This window comes from Pseudomonas sp. NBRC 111132, assembly GCF_001320565.1.
Taxonomy (GTDB): domain Bacteria; phylum Pseudomonadota; class Gammaproteobacteria; order Pseudomonadales; family Pseudomonadaceae; genus Aquipseudomonas; species Aquipseudomonas putida_P.
Window position 1 is genome coordinate 28,450 of record NZ_BCBI01000038.1, and the last position, 14,987, is coordinate 43,436.

A 14,987-nucleotide genomic window follows, 5' to 3' on the forward strand; every position below is an offset into this window, starting at 1 on the left:
TTGAATTCAGTGCCTGGCCTGCTGTTGGGCCAGGGCGCTGTCGGCGCGGATGTGACGCTGGTCGGCCACCCTCCGGGTCAGGCCGATGCGGTCGAAGTACTCCAGAATCTGCACACTGCGCTTGCGACCGATGCCCAACATATCGCGAAACGCGGCAACCTGCACTATTGGCGTTTCGCGGGCCTGCCCCAGCAGCAGCTCTGCCATGCGCTGTAGCGTCGCCTCTGGGTAGAACAGGTCACGCACCACCTGATGCACCAAGCCCAGCCGAGCCAACTTGCGCAGCAACAGGCGCACATCGGCTTCGGCGCAACTCTCCTCACTCGCCAGCGTCCGGACCCAGGGTGGATCGTATTGCCCTGCCAGCAACCTGGGCTGCAAACGTGCCCACAATGCACTGTCGGCTTCGCTCAACTGCACCTTGTGATCGGGCAGATGCAGCCAGGGCCCGCTGCTGGCCAGGGCGCCGTTTTCGAGCAATTCATCCAGCAGGCTGACGAACGCCGGCCGTTCCAGGGGCAAGGCTACGAAGCGGCGCAGGCGGTCACGGTCCGGGCCGAGCTGGTCGGGCTCTTGCTCATGGAAACGCGCCAGTTGCGCCAGCACCTGCTGCTTGAGCGCCTGCCATTGGGCGTTGGCGAACAACAGTTGGCCCTGCCGCGTAGCCACCACCAGTACATCCTTCGGCAAATGCCAGGTTTCGCGCAGGCGATTGAACTGCCGCTCTAGTCGCTGTGGGTCGATACCGGCCGGGGCGCTGGCGAGCAGCGCTGGCAGCGCCTGCTCCAGATCCACGGCATCACGCAGCACCTGCAACTGCCGTAGGCGCTCATCGGTGCGGCGTTGGCGGCTGGGGGCGAACGGGTCGAGCACCTTGCCGCCGCCCAGTGTGCGCTGGGCACGCTGGTCGCGCAGCACCAGGCGGTCGCCGTGCACCGCTTGCAGCGGCGCATTCAGCAGCAACTGGGCAAACATGCGTTGGCCGGCCGCCAGGCTTTGGCCTTCAAGCAAGGCGACCCTGGCGGTTACATCCTGGGTGCCAAGGTGCACATGCACGGCGCTGAAGTGTTCGAAGGTATGCGTTTCGCCCGGCAACAGGTTCAGCTCGATATCCACCCTTACACTGGGTGCGTGCAACCATTCGGGTACCAGCCAGTCGCCCCGGTGCACCTGCTCCACGGTCAGGCGCTCGGCAGCGATGTTCAGCGCCACCCGCTGACCCGCCTCAGCCACCAGCGCGGCCTGGCTCTGTGCATGCAGGCCACGCACGCGCACCGGCTTGCCGGCCTTACCCAGCAACAACGTATCACCAGCACTGACCCGCCCGGCCAGTGCCGTGCCGGTGACCACCACACCGGCGCCGGTAACCGCAAAGGCACGGTCGACGGCCAAGCGAAAGCCACCGCGCGCACTCCGTTGTCGCACACCTGCTTCGGCTTCCAGCAGCGCCTGACGTAGCGCTTCGATGCCTTCCCCGCTGATGCTCGACAATGGGAACTGCCGCGCCCCGGCATACGGCCCAGGCGCCAGCAGTTCACTAACTTGTATCTGCACCTCGGCCAGGCGCGACGGCTCGACCCGGTCGCACTTGCTGATCGCCACCAGGGCCTGGGAAATGCCCAGCAGTTCGATGATCGCCAGGTGCTCACGGGTCTGCGGCATGACCCCATCGTCGGCAGCCACGACCAACAGCACCAAGTCGATGCCATGGGCGCCGGCCAGCATGTTGTGGATAAAACGCTCGTGGCCCGGCACATCGATGAAGCCGGTCAACGGCGCGCCTTCACTCAACGCCGCGTAGCGATAACCAAGGTCGATGGTCATGCCACGGGCGCGCTCTTCCTGGCGTTGGTCACCGGCCTGGCCGGTCAACGCCTGCAGCAGCGCGGTCTTGCCGTGATCAATGTGGCCGGCTGTACCAACGATCACTGCACCGGCCCCAACTGCAGGGCTGGCAATTGAGCGAGCCACTGGGCTTCGTCATCCAGTTGGCGCAGGTCCAGCCAGAGGGCATCGTCGTCGAGGCGGCCCAACACCGGCACCGGGAGGTCGCGCAGGGCTCGCTCCAGCACATGCAGGCTGCGCCCGCGCAACTTCTTCGACACCTGCGGGCGCAGACACAGTGCAGCGCTGGGCAAGCGCGCCACCGGCTGGCTGCCACTGCCGATCATGCCCAAAGCAGGCGCTACGCTGACGGCCCATTGCTCGCCGAGGTGCGCCTTGACTTCAGGCGCCAGACGCTCGGCTTGGGCTTGGATCTCGGCCTGGCTACGGGTCAGCAGACGCAGGCTGGGCAGGCGCTCGGCCAAGCGGTCAGGGTTGCGGTACAGCGCTAGGACCGCTTCGAGTGCGGCGAGGGTGATCTTGTCGACGCGCAGCGCACGCTTGAGCGGGTTTTTCTTGATCCTGGCGATCAAGTCCTTGCGGCCGACAATGATCCCGGCTTGCGGCCCGCCCAACAGTTTGTCGCCACTGAAGGTGACGATATCGGCGCCGTCGGCCAAGGCCTGGCGTACGGTCGGCTCGGCGGGCAGGCCCCAGCGGGTAAGGTCGAGCAAGCTGCCGCTGCCCAAGTCTTCAAGCAGCGGTAGGTCACGTTGGTGGGCGATGCTCGCCAGCTCGGCCGTGGGCACCTGGGTGGTGAAGCCCTGGATGCTGTAGTTGCTGCAATGCACGCGCATCAGCAAGCCGGTACGTGGGCCGATGGCGGCCTCGTAGTCGCGGGCGTGGGTGCGGTTGGTAGTGCCGATCTCGTGCAGCTTCACGCCGGCACGGGCCATGATGTCGGGGATGCGGAAGGCGCCGCCGATCTCGATCAGCTCGCCACGAGAGATGATGCCCTCCTTGCGCGCGCCCAGGCTGTTGAGCGCCAGTAGCACGGCGGCGGCATTGTTGTTGACCACGGTGACGGCCTCGGCGCCGGTCAACTCACGGATCAAACCCTCGATCAAATCGTCACGGTCGCCGCGCTTACCGGTAGCCAGGTCAAATTCCAGGTTGAGTGGATAGCGGGCGGCAGTCTGCATGGCCTCGATGGCCGCTTCAGGCAACAGGGCGCGACCGAGGTTGGTGTGCAGCACAGTACCGGTGAGGTTGAACACGCGGCGGACCTGGCTGCGTTGCTGAGCGGCAAGGCGTTCGCCCGTGCGGCCCAGGAGGATTTCGGGGGCCAGTTCGGCGGGGGTGAGCTCACCGTTGCGGACAAGGTTGCGCAGGTCGTCGAGCAATTGCCGCAGGGTGGCCAGGACGCCTTCGCGACCGTGGCGGTCGATCAGCGGAAGGCAGGCCTGGTGGCGCAGGAGGGTATCGATTGAAGGCAGGCGTGGGGTGTCGCTGGCGAGGCTGGAAGACATGCGGTACTACCTTGGCTAATCCGGTGTCTGTACTGGCCTCTTCGCGGGCCGGCCGCGAAAAGGGCAACTCGAAACGTCAGTGTAGACACTTACCCTCTACCCAGGTGCGAGCATCAAGTTGGGTGCCAGGCGATGAAAACCCTCCTCGTCCAGGCGCATATCCAGCGCCAGGCTGGCCAGGTCGTCGGCCAGCGGCTCGGCCGCCGCATCGTTCTCCAGGTAGTTCTGTTTCAGGTAGCTTTCGCACCCTGGGCAGCATTCGGCGCGCAGCGGCGCCTTGCCCGGGGCATGGCGGTCATCCTCGAGGCTGGTGTAGCGCAAGTCCTTGCTCGACTCGCAGTACACACATTTAACCCGCACCACGTGCCATTCACAGGCACACAGCGAACACGCCAGGTAACGCAAGCCATTGTGCTTGCCACGGTTGCGCACCACCCCGGCCATCGCCGGCGAACCACAGGCCGGGCACTGGGCCAGGCTGCCGGCAGGTTTGAGCTCAGGCGCCGGCAACGCCAGCAACCAACTGGACCAGGCCGCCTGAAGCGCAGCCCCGAGGAACGGCACCAATGCTGCCGGCACCGCGTCGTACTGGCCAGCTAGCAAAGCGATGCCCCAGCCCTTGCGTTGTTCGTCATCACTGCCGCGCAGTACCTGCAGCGCCTCACCCAGCGGGCCGCTGGTTTCTCCGCTCAATTGCTGTAGCAGGGCCTGCAGCCAGACCAACCAAGGCCCCTCACGCACCAGGCTGTCAGCCGCCAACGGCGGCAATCCATGACTTATGCACAGGCGCTGACGCTCCTCGGCCACCGGCATGCCGCCGGGCGGGTTATCCACAAGCTGTTGCTGGATGCGGCACAACCGTGCGACCAGTTTCAGGTAGTCGCCAAGGGCGTTGCCCTCGACCAGGTGCTCAAGGCGCAAGGCGCGCAGCTCGAACAGATTGACGGGGGGCAGGTGCAGAAACGGCGGCGTCACCGCCGACGCTTCGATCTGCCCGGGTTCAAGTATCGTGCTCAAGCGCTCATCCTTCTTTTCGTCCGTGATTGCCCGGCGTCTTGTCACCGGTCACTTCGCGGTACCACAACTCATGGTGCTTGCGTGCCCAGGCGCGGCTGACCCAGCCATGCAGCATGGCGCCGATCGAGCCCTTGATCCAGATACCGGCGTAGATGTGCACGATGATGCTGAGGATCAGCACGAACGCCGCCAGCGCATGCAGCAGCGCAGACAGGCGAATGGCATCGATGCCGAACCAATGGCTGAAGTAGGCGCGCCAGATCACCACGCCACTGACCAGCAGCACCAGCATGCACACCAGCAGGGTCCAGAACAGCAGCTTCTGCCCGGCGTTGTATTTGCCGATCGGCGGCACGCCATCTTCACGATTGACCATCACCCGATCGATGCGGCGCAGCCACAAGCGATCGTTGGCGGTGATGAAATTAGCCCGCCAGAAACGAATCACCAAGCCGAGGAAAAACACGAACATCGCCACCCCCATGAACGGGTGCAGGATGCGTGTCCACGGCCCGCCGCCGAACAGGTGGCTAAGCCAGAACAGCGCCGGATGGAACAGCGCCAGCCCGGAAAGCCCGGCCATGAATAACAGGATGGCGACGATCCAGTGGTTGGTCCGCTCGTTGGCGTTGTAGCGCAGGATGGGTTTGTTGTCGCTCATGGCCGCTGCTCCCCTTGCCCACCGGGCTGCTTCGGATCGTAGACATGCACCGCCGGGTCCACCTGGTGGACGCTGTCATCGGGCGCCGTGGGGTGCTCATCGTCCTCTACCCGCTGTGGCCCGACCCGTACGTAATGGAAGAACCCGGCCAGCACCGCCGCGCCCATCGCCAGCAGCGCCAACGGCTTGGTGAAGCCCTTCCACAGGCCCACCAGCGGGCTGATCACCGGCTGGTCCGGCAGGCCGGCGTACAGCTTCGGCGTGTCGGCATGGTGCAGCACGTACATCACGTGGGTACCACCGACCCCGTCAGGGTCGTATAACCCGGCCTTGTCGTAACCCCGTGACTTCAGGTCGACGATGCGCTCGGCAGCGTGCACCTTCATCTCGTCCTTGCTGCCGAACACGATCGCCCCAGTCGGGCAGGTTTTCACGCAAGCCGGCTCCAGGCCCACGGTCACGCGGTCGGAACACAGGGTGCACTTGTATGCTTTGTGGTCCTTCTGCGAAATGCGCGGGATGTTGAACGGGCAGCCGGTAATGCAGTAGCCGCAGCCGATGCAGTGATCCTGGTTGAAGTCGACGATACCGTTGGCGTGCTTGATGATCGCCCCTGGGCTCGGGCAGGCCTTCAGGCATCCTGGGTCGGCGCAGTGCATGCAGCCATCCTTGCGGATCAGCCACTCCAGGTTGCCGTCGTCGCGCTCGTGCTCGGTAAAGCGCATCAGCGTCCAGGTCTCGGCAGTGAGGTCCTGGGGGTTGTCGTAGGTGCCGTGGTTGTGGCCCACCTCGTCGCGCAGTTCGTTCCACTCCGAGCACGCCACCTGGCAGGCCTTGCAGCCGATGCACTTGGTGGTGTCGATCAGCTTGGCGACCTCCTGCTGCTGGCGTACCGAGGACGGCACGGTGGTGGTGGCCGAGCGGGCGATGATGTCTTGGCTGGCCATCAGAGTTTCTCCACTTTGACGAGGAACGACTTGGACTCTGGGGTCTGCGTATTGCCATCACCGAGGAACGGCACCAGGGTGTTGGTCAGGTAGCCATGCCGGGTAGCGCCGGTGAACCCCCAGTGCAGCGGGATGCCGATCTGGTGCACGGTCTGGTTGTTGACCTGCAGCGGACGAATCCGCTTGGTCACCACCGCCACCGCGTCGATATGCCCACGCTTGCTCGACACCCGCACTCGGTCGCCAGCCTTGATGCCTTTCTCGTTGGCCAGCACCTCGCCGATCTCGACGAATTGCTCGGGTTGGGCAATGGCGTTGAGCCGGCAGTGCTTGCTCCAGAAGTGGAAGTGCTCGGTCAGCCGGTACGTGGTCGCCGCATAGGGAAACTCGTCGTGCGTGCCGAGGGTGTCCCACACCGAGTCGAAAATGCGCCCGGCCGGGTTGCTGGTGGCCTTCTTGTTCTGCGGGTGCAGCGGGTTGATGCCGATTGGCGTTTCAAATGGCTCGTAGTGCTCGGGGAACGGGCCTTCGGCCATCTTGTCGATGGCGAAGAAACGCGCCACACCTTCGGGGTTCATGATGAACGGGTTCATGCCCGCCTCGGGCGGCGAATCGACCTTGAAGTCCGGCACGTCGGTGCCGGTCCAGGCCTTGCCGTTCCACCACACCAGGCGCTTTTTCTCCGGGTCCCACGGTTTGCCTTGCGGGTCGCTGGAGGCACGGTTGTAGAGGATGCGGCGGTTGGCCGGCCAGGCCCAGGCCCAGTTCTGCACCTGGTGCATGCCGTATGGGTCGCTGTTGTCGCGACGGGCCATCTGGTTGCCCTGCTCGGTCCAACAGCCAGCAAAGATCCAGCAACCGGATGCCGTGCTGCCGTCGTCCTTCATCTGGGCAAAGCCCGACAGCTGCTGGCCGGCCTTGAGCGTGGCGCCGGTAGCGTCGGTAAGGTCGGTGACCGCCCAGCCGTTCATTTCCTTGGCCAGTTCCTCTGGAGACGGCTCGTCAGGAATCTTGTACGGCCAGCTGATGTTCATCATCGCGTCTGGGTAGGCGCCGCCTTCAGCCTGGTAGCGTTGGCGCAGGCGCAGGAACAACTCGCTCATGATCTGCACATCGGTACGGGTCTCGCCCGGCCCGTCGGCGCCCTTCCAGTGCCACTGCAGCCAACGGCTGCTGTTGACCAGCGAGCCGTCTTCCTCGGCGAAGCAAGTGGTGGGCAGGCGTATCACTTCGGTCTGGATGTTGGCCGTGTCGACATCGTTGAACGGCCCGGCGTTGCGCCAGAACTCCGAGGTCTCGGTGGCCAGCGGGTCCATGATCACCAGCCACTTGAGCTTGCCCAGCGCCGCCGTGACGCGGTTCTTGTCCGGCAGCGCGGCGATTGGGTTGAAACCCTGGCACATGTAACCGTTGACCTTGCCTTGGCCCATCATCTCGAACATGCGCAGCACGTCGTAGGCCGGTACGTCGAGCTTCGGCAGCCAGTCATAGCCCCAGTTGTTTTCCGCCGTGGCGTTGGCACCGTACCAGGCCTTCATCAGGCTGACGTGGAACTTGCCGTAGTTCTGCCAGTACGACAGCTGCCCAGGACGCAGCGGCTTGGAAGCGCGTTTGTCGATATAGGTGGCGTAATCCTGCTCGGCATCGCCGGCCAAGGTCAGGTAACCCGGCAGCGAGTTGGACAGCAGGCCGAGGTCGGTCAGGCCCTGGATGTTGGAGTGCCCCCGCAGGGCGTTGACCCCGCCACCCGGCATGCCGACGTTGCCCAACAGCAACTGGACCATGGCTGCACTGCGGATGATTTGCGCACCGATCGAGTGTTGCGTCCAGCCCAGTGCATAGAGAATCGTCATGGTCTTGCCCGGTGCCGAGCATGTGGCGATCTCTTCCCAGACCTTCATCATGGCGTCCTGCGGCATGCCACAGGTCATGCTCGCCAGTTCCGGGGTATAGCGGCTGTAATGCTGCTTCATCAGCTGGAACACGCAGCGCGGGTGCTGCAGGGTCGGGTCGACCTTGGCATAGCCGTCCTCACCCAGCTCGTAACCCCAGCCGGACTTGTCGGCGTACACACGCTTGGCTTCGTCGTAGCCGCTGAACAGCCCATCCTCGAAGCCATAGTTCTCTTTGACGATGAACGACACGTCGGTGTAGTTGCGCACGTACTCGTGCTGGATCTTGTCGGTGCTCAGCAGGTAGTTGATCAGCCCGCCCATGAAGGCGATGTCGGTACCGGTGCGAATTGGCGCGTAGTAGTCCGCGACCGAAGCGGTACGGGTAAACCGCGGGTCGACCACGATCAGCCGCGCCTTGTTGTGCGCCTTGGCCTCGGTCACCCACTTAAAGCCGCACGGATGCGCTTCTGCTGCGTTGCCACCCATCACCAGGACCAGATTCGCGTTGGCGATATCGGACCAGTGGTTGGTCATGGCGCCACGGCCGTACGTCGGGGCAAGACTTGCCACCGTCGGGCCATGTCAGACACGTGCCTGGTTATCGAACCCCAGCATGCCTGTTGCGCGGACGACCTTGTGGGTCAGGTAACCAGCCTCGCTGGAGGCAGCGGAGGCAGCCAGAAAACCGGTGGTGAGCCAACGGTTGACGGTTTGCCCCTGGGCGTTTTTCTCGATGAAGTTGGCGTCGCGGTCCTGCTTCATCAGGTCGGCGACGCGGTCGAGCGCCTCGTCCCAGCTCACCCGCACCCACTCCTTGCTGCCCGGCTTGCGTACCTCGGGGTACTGCAGGCGGCTCGGGCTGTGGATAAAGTCCAGCAGGCCGGCGCCTTTCGGGCACAGGGTGCCACGGTTGACCGGGTGGTCGGCGTCACCTTCGATATGGATGATGTTCTGTTTGACGTTCTTGCCTGCATCGCCCTGGCTGTACAGGATCAGGCCGCAGCCGACCGAGCAGTAGGGGCAGGTATTACGGGCTTCTTTGGTATGCGCCAGCTTGAAGTGACGCACCTGCTCGGCGAAGGCCGGCGTCGGGGCCATGCCCAACGCCGCCAGGCTCGAGCCTCCAAGGCCGACAGCGGCGACCTTGAAGAATTGCCGACGGTTGAGGTCCATCGTGCACTCCTGATCAGGTGGTGGACGCGCGGAACATGGCCGGCGCCTCTTGGTAGTCACGGTGGCGGTTTTGACGGCCGCCAATAGATAAGACTAGTCAAGAATCGAGAAGGTGCGATGACTTGAGTCAGGAGTTAAGGCACCTGCCTCAGCGTTTTTTGTGTCTGTGAAATCGAGCGGCGTTCGAGCGGCGCTCGATTTCATAGCGGTGCCGATGCTGCGACAAGCAACGTGTGGCATTCACCTTTCTATTGGCATGCCCCGAAAGCAATAAAAAACCCAGGGCAACTGCCCTGGGTTTCTGGTCTTGCTAGACGCCTGACTGTTCTGATCAGAACGGAATATCGTCATCGAAGCTGTCGAAGTCAGCGGCCGGCTGCGGTGCAGGCTGCTGTGGCGCTGGGCGCTGAGGGGCCTGTTGCGGGCGCTGGGCCTGCTGACGAGGCGGGGCCTGGTTGTACTGCTGCTGTTGACCGCCACCGTAGTTGCCGCCACCCTGGTTGTACGGGTCGCCGCCCTGCTGCTGACCCTGCGGACGACCGCCGAGCAGCTGCATGGTGCCGTTGATGTCGACGATGATCTCGGTGGTGTAGCGCTTGATACCGTCTTTTTCCCACTCGCGAGTCTGCAGCTTGCCTTCGATGTAGCACTGCGAACCTTTACGCAGGTACTCGCCGGCGATTTCGGCAACCTTGCCGAACAGCGACACACGGTGCCACTCGGTACGCTCGACCTTCTGGCCCGACTGCTTGTCGGTCCACTGCTCGCTGGTAGCCAGGCTCAGGTTGGTCACGGCGTTACCGTTGGGCAGGTAGCGGACTTCGGGATCCTGGCCACAGGTGCCGACCAGAATGACTTTGTTAACCCCACGGGCCATAACGTTCTCCTAGGCTTCGCACGCCGAAGAGGCTGGGTTCACCAGTCGCTCAAGGGTCGCACGGTCCAAAATTTTCGTATCCAGTTTGATATAGATGGCGGCTTCTTCTGCCACCACCACAGCGTCGGTCACACCCGGCACGGCCATCAGGCGCTCGGTCAGGCCGGCTTCACGGACTGCTTCGGGCGTCAGCGGCATACGCAGGCTGGTCACATACGGCGGCTCGTTCATGCGCAAGGCGACGATCAGCCAGATGGCACACAGCACCGCGCAACCAAGGAACACCGTGTCCAGCCCACCGTGCTGGAACAACCAGCCACCGAGGATTCCGCCCAGTGCCGCACCGAGGAACTGGCTGGTGGAATACACCCCCATCGCCGTCCCCTTGCCACCGGCAGGCGACACCTTGCTCACCAGCGAAGGCAACGAAGCCTCCAACAGGTTGAATGCGGTAAAGAATACCACGGTGCCAATCACCAGTCCGCGCAAACCGTCAGCCCACTCCCAGAAGTATATCTCTGTCAGCAGCAGGACACTGACCGCGCCAGCCAACACGCGTTTCATCTTGCGCTTTTTTTCGCCGTAGATGATGAACGGGACCATTGCAAAAAATGAGATGAACAGCGCGGTCAGGTACACCCACCAATGCTCTTCCTTGGGCAGGCCGCCACGCTCGACGAAGGCCAGCGGCAGCGCGACGAAGCTGGCCATGAGGATGGCGTGCAGGATGAAGATGCCCACGTCCAGGCGCAGAAGGTCCGGGTGGCGCAGGGTTGGGCCGAGTGCCTTGCGGGCCACACCCGACTCGCGGTGCTGCAGGATGCTGTGGGTGTTGGGCACGACGAACGCGATCAGCGCTATGCCAACCAGGGCAAGCCCTGCCGTGGCGAAGAACAAACCTGACAAACCAAAGGCACTTGTCAGCAAGGGGCCGACGACCATGGCGACAGCGAACGACAAGCCGATGCTCATGCCAATCATGGCCATGGCCTTGGTCCGGTGTTGTTCGCGGGTGAGGTCGGACAGCAACGCCATGACTGCGGCAGAAATCGCCCCGGCGCCCTGCAGGATGCGCCCGGCAATCACGCCCCAGATGGAGTCGGCCTGGGCTGCCAGCACACTGCCGAGGGCGAAGATCACCAACCCCAGGTAAATCACTGGACGACGGCCAATGCGGTCGGAAATCATCCCGAATGGAATCTGCAGTACCGCCTGAGTCAGGCCATAGGCACCAATGGCCAGGCCGATCAGCGCAGGTGTGGCGCCGGCCAGGTCCATGCCGTAGGTGGCCAGTACCGGCAAGACCATGAACATGCCCAGCATACGAAAGGCAAAGACCAGGGCAAGGCCGCCAGCGGCGCGGGTTTCGCCGCCACTCATGCGCTCGTTGTGGGTGTCGTGCATGGATTAACCTCGTGTGAACCGGCGGCGATTCTATCAGTCCGACAGCTTGACGGCATCTACGCGACGCTTTGCCGCGTCATACTGGCGCGCCGTATACTTCCTTGTTTATGCCCGCCGAGCGAGGCCGCAGTGGACAAGATCCTGATTCGTGGGGCACGTACCCACAACCTGAAGAACATCGACCTGACCCTGCCCCGGGACAAGCTGATCGTGATCACCGGCCTGTCCGGTTCCGGCAAGTCTTCCCTGGCGTTCGATACCTTGTACGCCGAAGGCCAACGCCGCTACGTCGAATCGCTGTCGGCCTACGCCCGGCAGTTCCTGTCGATGATGGAAAAGCCCGACGTCGACACCATCGAAGGCCTGTCGCCGGCGATTTCCATCGAGCAGAAGTCGACCTCGCACAACCCGCGCTCCACGGTCGGCACCATTACCGAAATCTACGACTACCTGCGCCTGCTGTACGCCCGAGTCGGCACCCCCCGCTGCCCGGACCACGACATCCCGCTGGAGGCGCAAACGATCAGCCAGATGGTCGACCTGGTGCTGGAGCGCCCGGAAGGCAGCAAGTTGATGCTGCTGGCACCGGTAGTGCGCGAACGCAAGGGCGAGCATCTGGCGGTGTTCGACGAACTGCGGGCCCAGGGCTTCGTGCGGGCCCGGGTCAACGGCAAGCTCTACGAGCTCGATGAGCTGCCCAAGCTGGACAAGCAGAAAAAGCACAGCATCGATGTGGTGGTGGACCGCTTCAAGGTCCGCGCCGACCTGCAGCAGCGCCTGGCGGAGTCGTTCGAGACCGCCTTGAAGCTGGCGGACGGCATCGCTCTGGTGGCGCCGATGGACGACGAGCAAGGCGAAGAAATGATCTTCTCCGCGCGCTTCGCATGCCCGGTGTGCGGCCACGCGATCAGCGAGCTGGAGCCGAAGCTGTTTTCCTTCAACAACCCGGCCGGTGCCTGCCCGACCTGCGATGGCCTGGGGGTAAAACAGTTCTTCGACACCAAGCGCCTGGTCAATGCCGAACTCACCCTTGCCGAAGGCGCGATCCGCGGCTGGGACCGGCGTAACGTGTACTACTTCCAGATGCTCGGCTCGCTGGCCGCACATTATGGCTTCAGCCTCGAAGAGCCATTCGGCGAATTGTCGGCCGAACACCAGAAGGTGATTCTGCAGGGCAGTGGCAAGCAGAGTGTCGACTTCAAGTACCTCAACGACCGTGGCGATATCGTCAAGCGCTCACACCCGTTCGAAGGCATTGTGCCAAACCTGGAGCGCCGCTACCGCGAAACCGAATCGGCCACCGTGCGTGAAGAACTGGCCAAGTTCCTCGGCACGCAACCTTGCCCAGATTGCCGAGGTACACGCCTGCGCCGCGAGGCACGCCATGTATGGGTGGGCGAAAAGACCCTGCCAGCCGTCACCAACCTGCCGATCGGTGAAGCCAGCAACTACTTTGGCGAGCTGACCCTGACCGGGCGCCGTGGCGAAATCGCGGCGAAGATCCTCAAGGAGATCTGCGAGCGCCTGCAGTTTCTGGTCAATGTCGGCCTCGACTACCTGACCCTGGACCGTAGCGCTGACACCCTGTCAGGTGGTGAAGCACAACGTATCCGCCTGGCTAGCCAGATCGGCGCGGGCTTGGTGGGGGTGATGTACATTCTTGATGAACCGTCCATCGGCCTTCATCAACGCGATAACGACCGCTTGCTGGCCACCCTCAACCACTTGCGCGACCTGGGTAACACGGTGATCGTGGTGGAACACGACGAGGACGCCATTCGCCTGGCCGACTACGTCGTCGACATCGGCCCAGGTGCCGGTGTGCACGGTGGGCAGATCGTCGCGGAGGGCTCGCCACAGGAGGTCATGGACCATCCCGATTCGTTGACGGGCAAGTACCTGTCCGGGCGCAAGAAGATCGCCGTACCGGCCAAGCGCACGCCGCGCAACAAGAAACTGCAGCTCAAGCTCAAGGGCGCGCGAGGCAACAACCTGCAGAACGTCGACCTGGAAATCCCGGTGGGCCTGATGACCTGCGTGACCGGGGTGTCCGGGTCGGGCAAATCGACGCTGATCAACAACACCCTGTTCCCCTTGGCCGCCACCGCCCTCAATGGCGCAAGCAGCCTGGAAGCCGCACCGCATGGCAGCATGGACGGCCTGCAACACCTGGACAAAGTGGTGGACATCGACCAGAGCCCGATCGGCCGCACCCCGCGTTCCAACCCGGCGACCTACACCGGTATCTTCACGCCGATCCGCGAGCTGTTCTCAGGGGTGCCGGAATCGCGTTCACGTGGTTATGGCCCAGGGCGCTTCTCGTTCAACGTCAAAGGCGGCCGTTGCGAGGCCTGTCAGGGCGATGGCCTGATCAAGGTGGAAATGCACTTCCTGCCGGACATCTACGTGCCGTGCGACGTGTGCAAGAGCAAGCGCTACAACCGAGAAACGCTGGAGATCAAGTACAAGGGCAAGAACATCCACGAGGTGCTGGAAATGACCATCGAGGATGCCCGCGAGTTCTTCGATGCGGTACCGGCGCTGGCGCGCAAGCTGCAAACGCTGATGGATGTGGGCTTGTCGTACATCAAGCTGGGGCAGTCGGCAACCACGCTGTCCGGTGGTGAAGCGCAGCGGGTGAAGCTGTCACGCGAGCTGTCCAAGCGCGATACCGGCAAGACCCTGTACATCCTCGACGAGCCGACCACGGGCCTGCACTTCGCCGACATCCAGCAGTTGTTGGACGTGTTGCATCGCCTGCGCGACCACGGCAATACCGTGGTGGTGATCGAGCATAACCTGGATGTGATCAAGACCGCCGACTGGCTGGTGGACCTGGGACCCGAGGGTGGCTCCAAGGGTGGGCAGATCATTGCCTGCGGCACGCCGGAAGAGCTGAGCGAGATGAAACAGTCGTACACCGGCCATTACCTGAAACCGCTGCTGGAGCGGGACCGAGCCTGACTGCCGCCGATGCGATGAAAAAGCCCCTGGTACCGTTGGTGCCAGGGGCTTTTTCTTGAGTCTGTGGATAACTTACATCTGCGACTGCAGGTAGTTTTCCAGGCCGATGGCCTTGATCAGGCCCTGCTGCTTCTCCAGCCAGTAGGTGTGATCTTCTTCGGTATCGGCCAACTGTGCACGCAGGATGTCACGGCTGATGTAGTCCTTGTGCAGTTCACACAGCTCGATACCTTTGCAAAGCGCGCCGCGCACCTTGTACTCGAGCTTGAGGTCAGCCTCGATCATTTCCGGTACGGTGCTGCCGACTTCCAGATCGTCCGCACGCATGTCGGGGGTGCCTTCAAGCATGAGGATGCGACGCATCAGAGCATCGGCGTGCTGGGTCTCTTCTTCCATTTCGTGGTTGATGCGCTCGTAGAGCTTGGACAGGCCCCAGTCTTCGTACATGCGCGAATGAATGAAGTACTGGTCGCGTGCCGCCAGTTCGCCCTTCAGCAGCGTGACGAGGTAGTTGATTACGTCCGGGTGGCCTTGCATCGCCCTGATTCTCCATGTGAAAACGACTATGCCACATAGTGTGAACCAGCTTTTGCCTGCGGTCACTGAAAAACGCGCAATTAGACGCAAAAAATCGGTTAAACAGTAGTGATATTCATTGAAAAACCGCCCAAATGAGGGCGGTTCTGCTTATCACTT

General features: G+C 63.1%; 10 protein-coding genes. 1 reads left to right on the forward strand and 9 read right to left on the reverse strand.

Translation table 11 applies throughout. The features are described 5' to 3' along the window. Positions 1-6: 6 nt before the first annotated feature. From selB to APH35_RS18255, 8 genes are all read right to left on the reverse strand, one after another. Complete coding sequence (selB, locus tag APH35_RS18215; protein WP_060515232.1) at positions 7-1,929, reverse strand: selenocysteine-specific translation elongation factor; 1,923 nt, start codon at positions 1,927-1,929, stop codon at positions 7-9. Then, positions 1,926-3,353, reverse strand: a complete 1,428-nt coding sequence (gene selA / locus APH35_RS18220; protein ID WP_060515228.1) for an L-seryl-tRNA(Sec) selenium transferase — start codon at positions 3,351-3,353, stop codon at positions 1,926-1,928. The genes selB and selA overlap by 4 nt, the downstream gene beginning before the upstream one ends. A gap of 96 nt (positions 3,354-3,449) precedes the next feature. Then, a complete protein-coding gene (gene fdhE / locus APH35_RS18225) occupies positions 3,450-4,370 on the reverse strand; it encodes a formate dehydrogenase accessory protein FdhE (RefSeq protein ID WP_012270262.1) in 921 nt (306 codons plus the stop codon). A 4-nt stretch (positions 4,371-4,374) separates the two neighbouring features. Beyond that, entirely contained in the window at positions 4,375-5,031 is a 657-nt protein-coding gene (locus APH35_RS18230) for a formate dehydrogenase subunit gamma (protein ID WP_060515229.1), read from the reverse strand. Continuing rightward, on the reverse strand, positions 5,028-5,978 hold the full coding sequence (fdxH, locus tag APH35_RS18235; protein ID WP_012270260.1) for a formate dehydrogenase subunit beta: 951 nt from the start codon (positions 5,976-5,978) through the stop codon (positions 5,028-5,030). Before fdxH ends, APH35_RS18230 begins: the two co-directional genes overlap by 4 nt. Then, positions 5,978-9,046, reverse strand: a complete 3,069-nt coding sequence (fdnG, locus tag APH35_RS18240) for a formate dehydrogenase-N subunit alpha (RefSeq protein ID WP_156341227.1) — start codon at positions 9,044-9,046, stop codon at positions 5,978-5,980. Before fdnG ends, fdxH begins: the two co-directional genes overlap by 1 nt. Positions 9,047-9,377: 331 nt before the next feature. After that, positions 9,378-9,923, reverse strand: a complete 546-nt coding sequence (locus APH35_RS18250; protein WP_003255446.1) for a single-stranded DNA-binding protein — start codon at positions 9,921-9,923, stop codon at positions 9,378-9,380. Between the two features lie 9 nt (positions 9,924-9,932). Next, positions 9,933-11,327, reverse strand: coding sequence for an MFS transporter (locus APH35_RS18255; RefSeq protein ID WP_012270241.1), 1,395 nt, complete (start codon positions 11,325-11,327; stop codon positions 9,933-9,935). A 129-nt stretch (positions 11,328-11,456) separates the two neighbouring features. On the opposite strand from APH35_RS18255, the gene uvrA reads away from it, so the two are divergent. Continuing rightward, positions 11,457-14,291, forward strand: coding sequence for an excinuclease ABC subunit UvrA (gene uvrA / locus APH35_RS18260; RefSeq protein ID WP_012270240.1), 2,835 nt, complete (start codon positions 11,457-11,459; stop codon positions 14,289-14,291). Positions 14,292-14,363: 72 nt separating this feature from the next. Here the strand turns inward: uvrA and bfr are convergent, their stop codons facing one another. Next, positions 14,364-14,828 carry a bacterioferritin gene (gene bfr / locus APH35_RS18265; RefSeq protein WP_003257116.1) on the reverse strand — a complete coding sequence of 155 codons (465 nt, stop codon included), beginning with the start codon at positions 14,826-14,828 and terminating at the stop codon, positions 14,364-14,366. Positions 14,829-14,987 lie beyond the last annotated feature (159 nt).

Bases quoted from the DNA above. Each gene is read 5' to 3' on its own strand.
- APH35_RS18230 (WP_060515229.1), bottom strand. From the start codon at position 5,031: ATGAGCGACAACAAACCCATCCTGCGCTACAACGCCAACGAGCGGACC.
- APH35_RS18250 (WP_003255446.1), bottom strand. From the start codon at position 9,923: ATGGCCCGTGGGGTTAACAAAGTCATTCTGGTCGGCACCTGTGGCCAG.
- APH35_RS18255 (WP_012270241.1), bottom strand. From the start codon at position 11,327: ATGCACGACACCCACAACGAGCGCATGAGTGGCGGCGAAACCCGCGCC.
- bfr (WP_003257116.1), bottom strand. From the start codon at position 14,828: ATGCAAGGCCACCCGGACGTAATCAACTACCTCGTCACGCTGCTGAAG.
- selA (WP_060515228.1), bottom strand. From the start codon at position 3,353: ATGTCTTCCAGCCTCGCCAGCGACACCCCACGCCTGCCTTCAATCGAT.
- fdxH (WP_012270260.1), bottom strand. From the start codon at position 5,978: ATGGCCAGCCAAGACATCATCGCCCGCTCGGCCACCACCACCGTGCCG.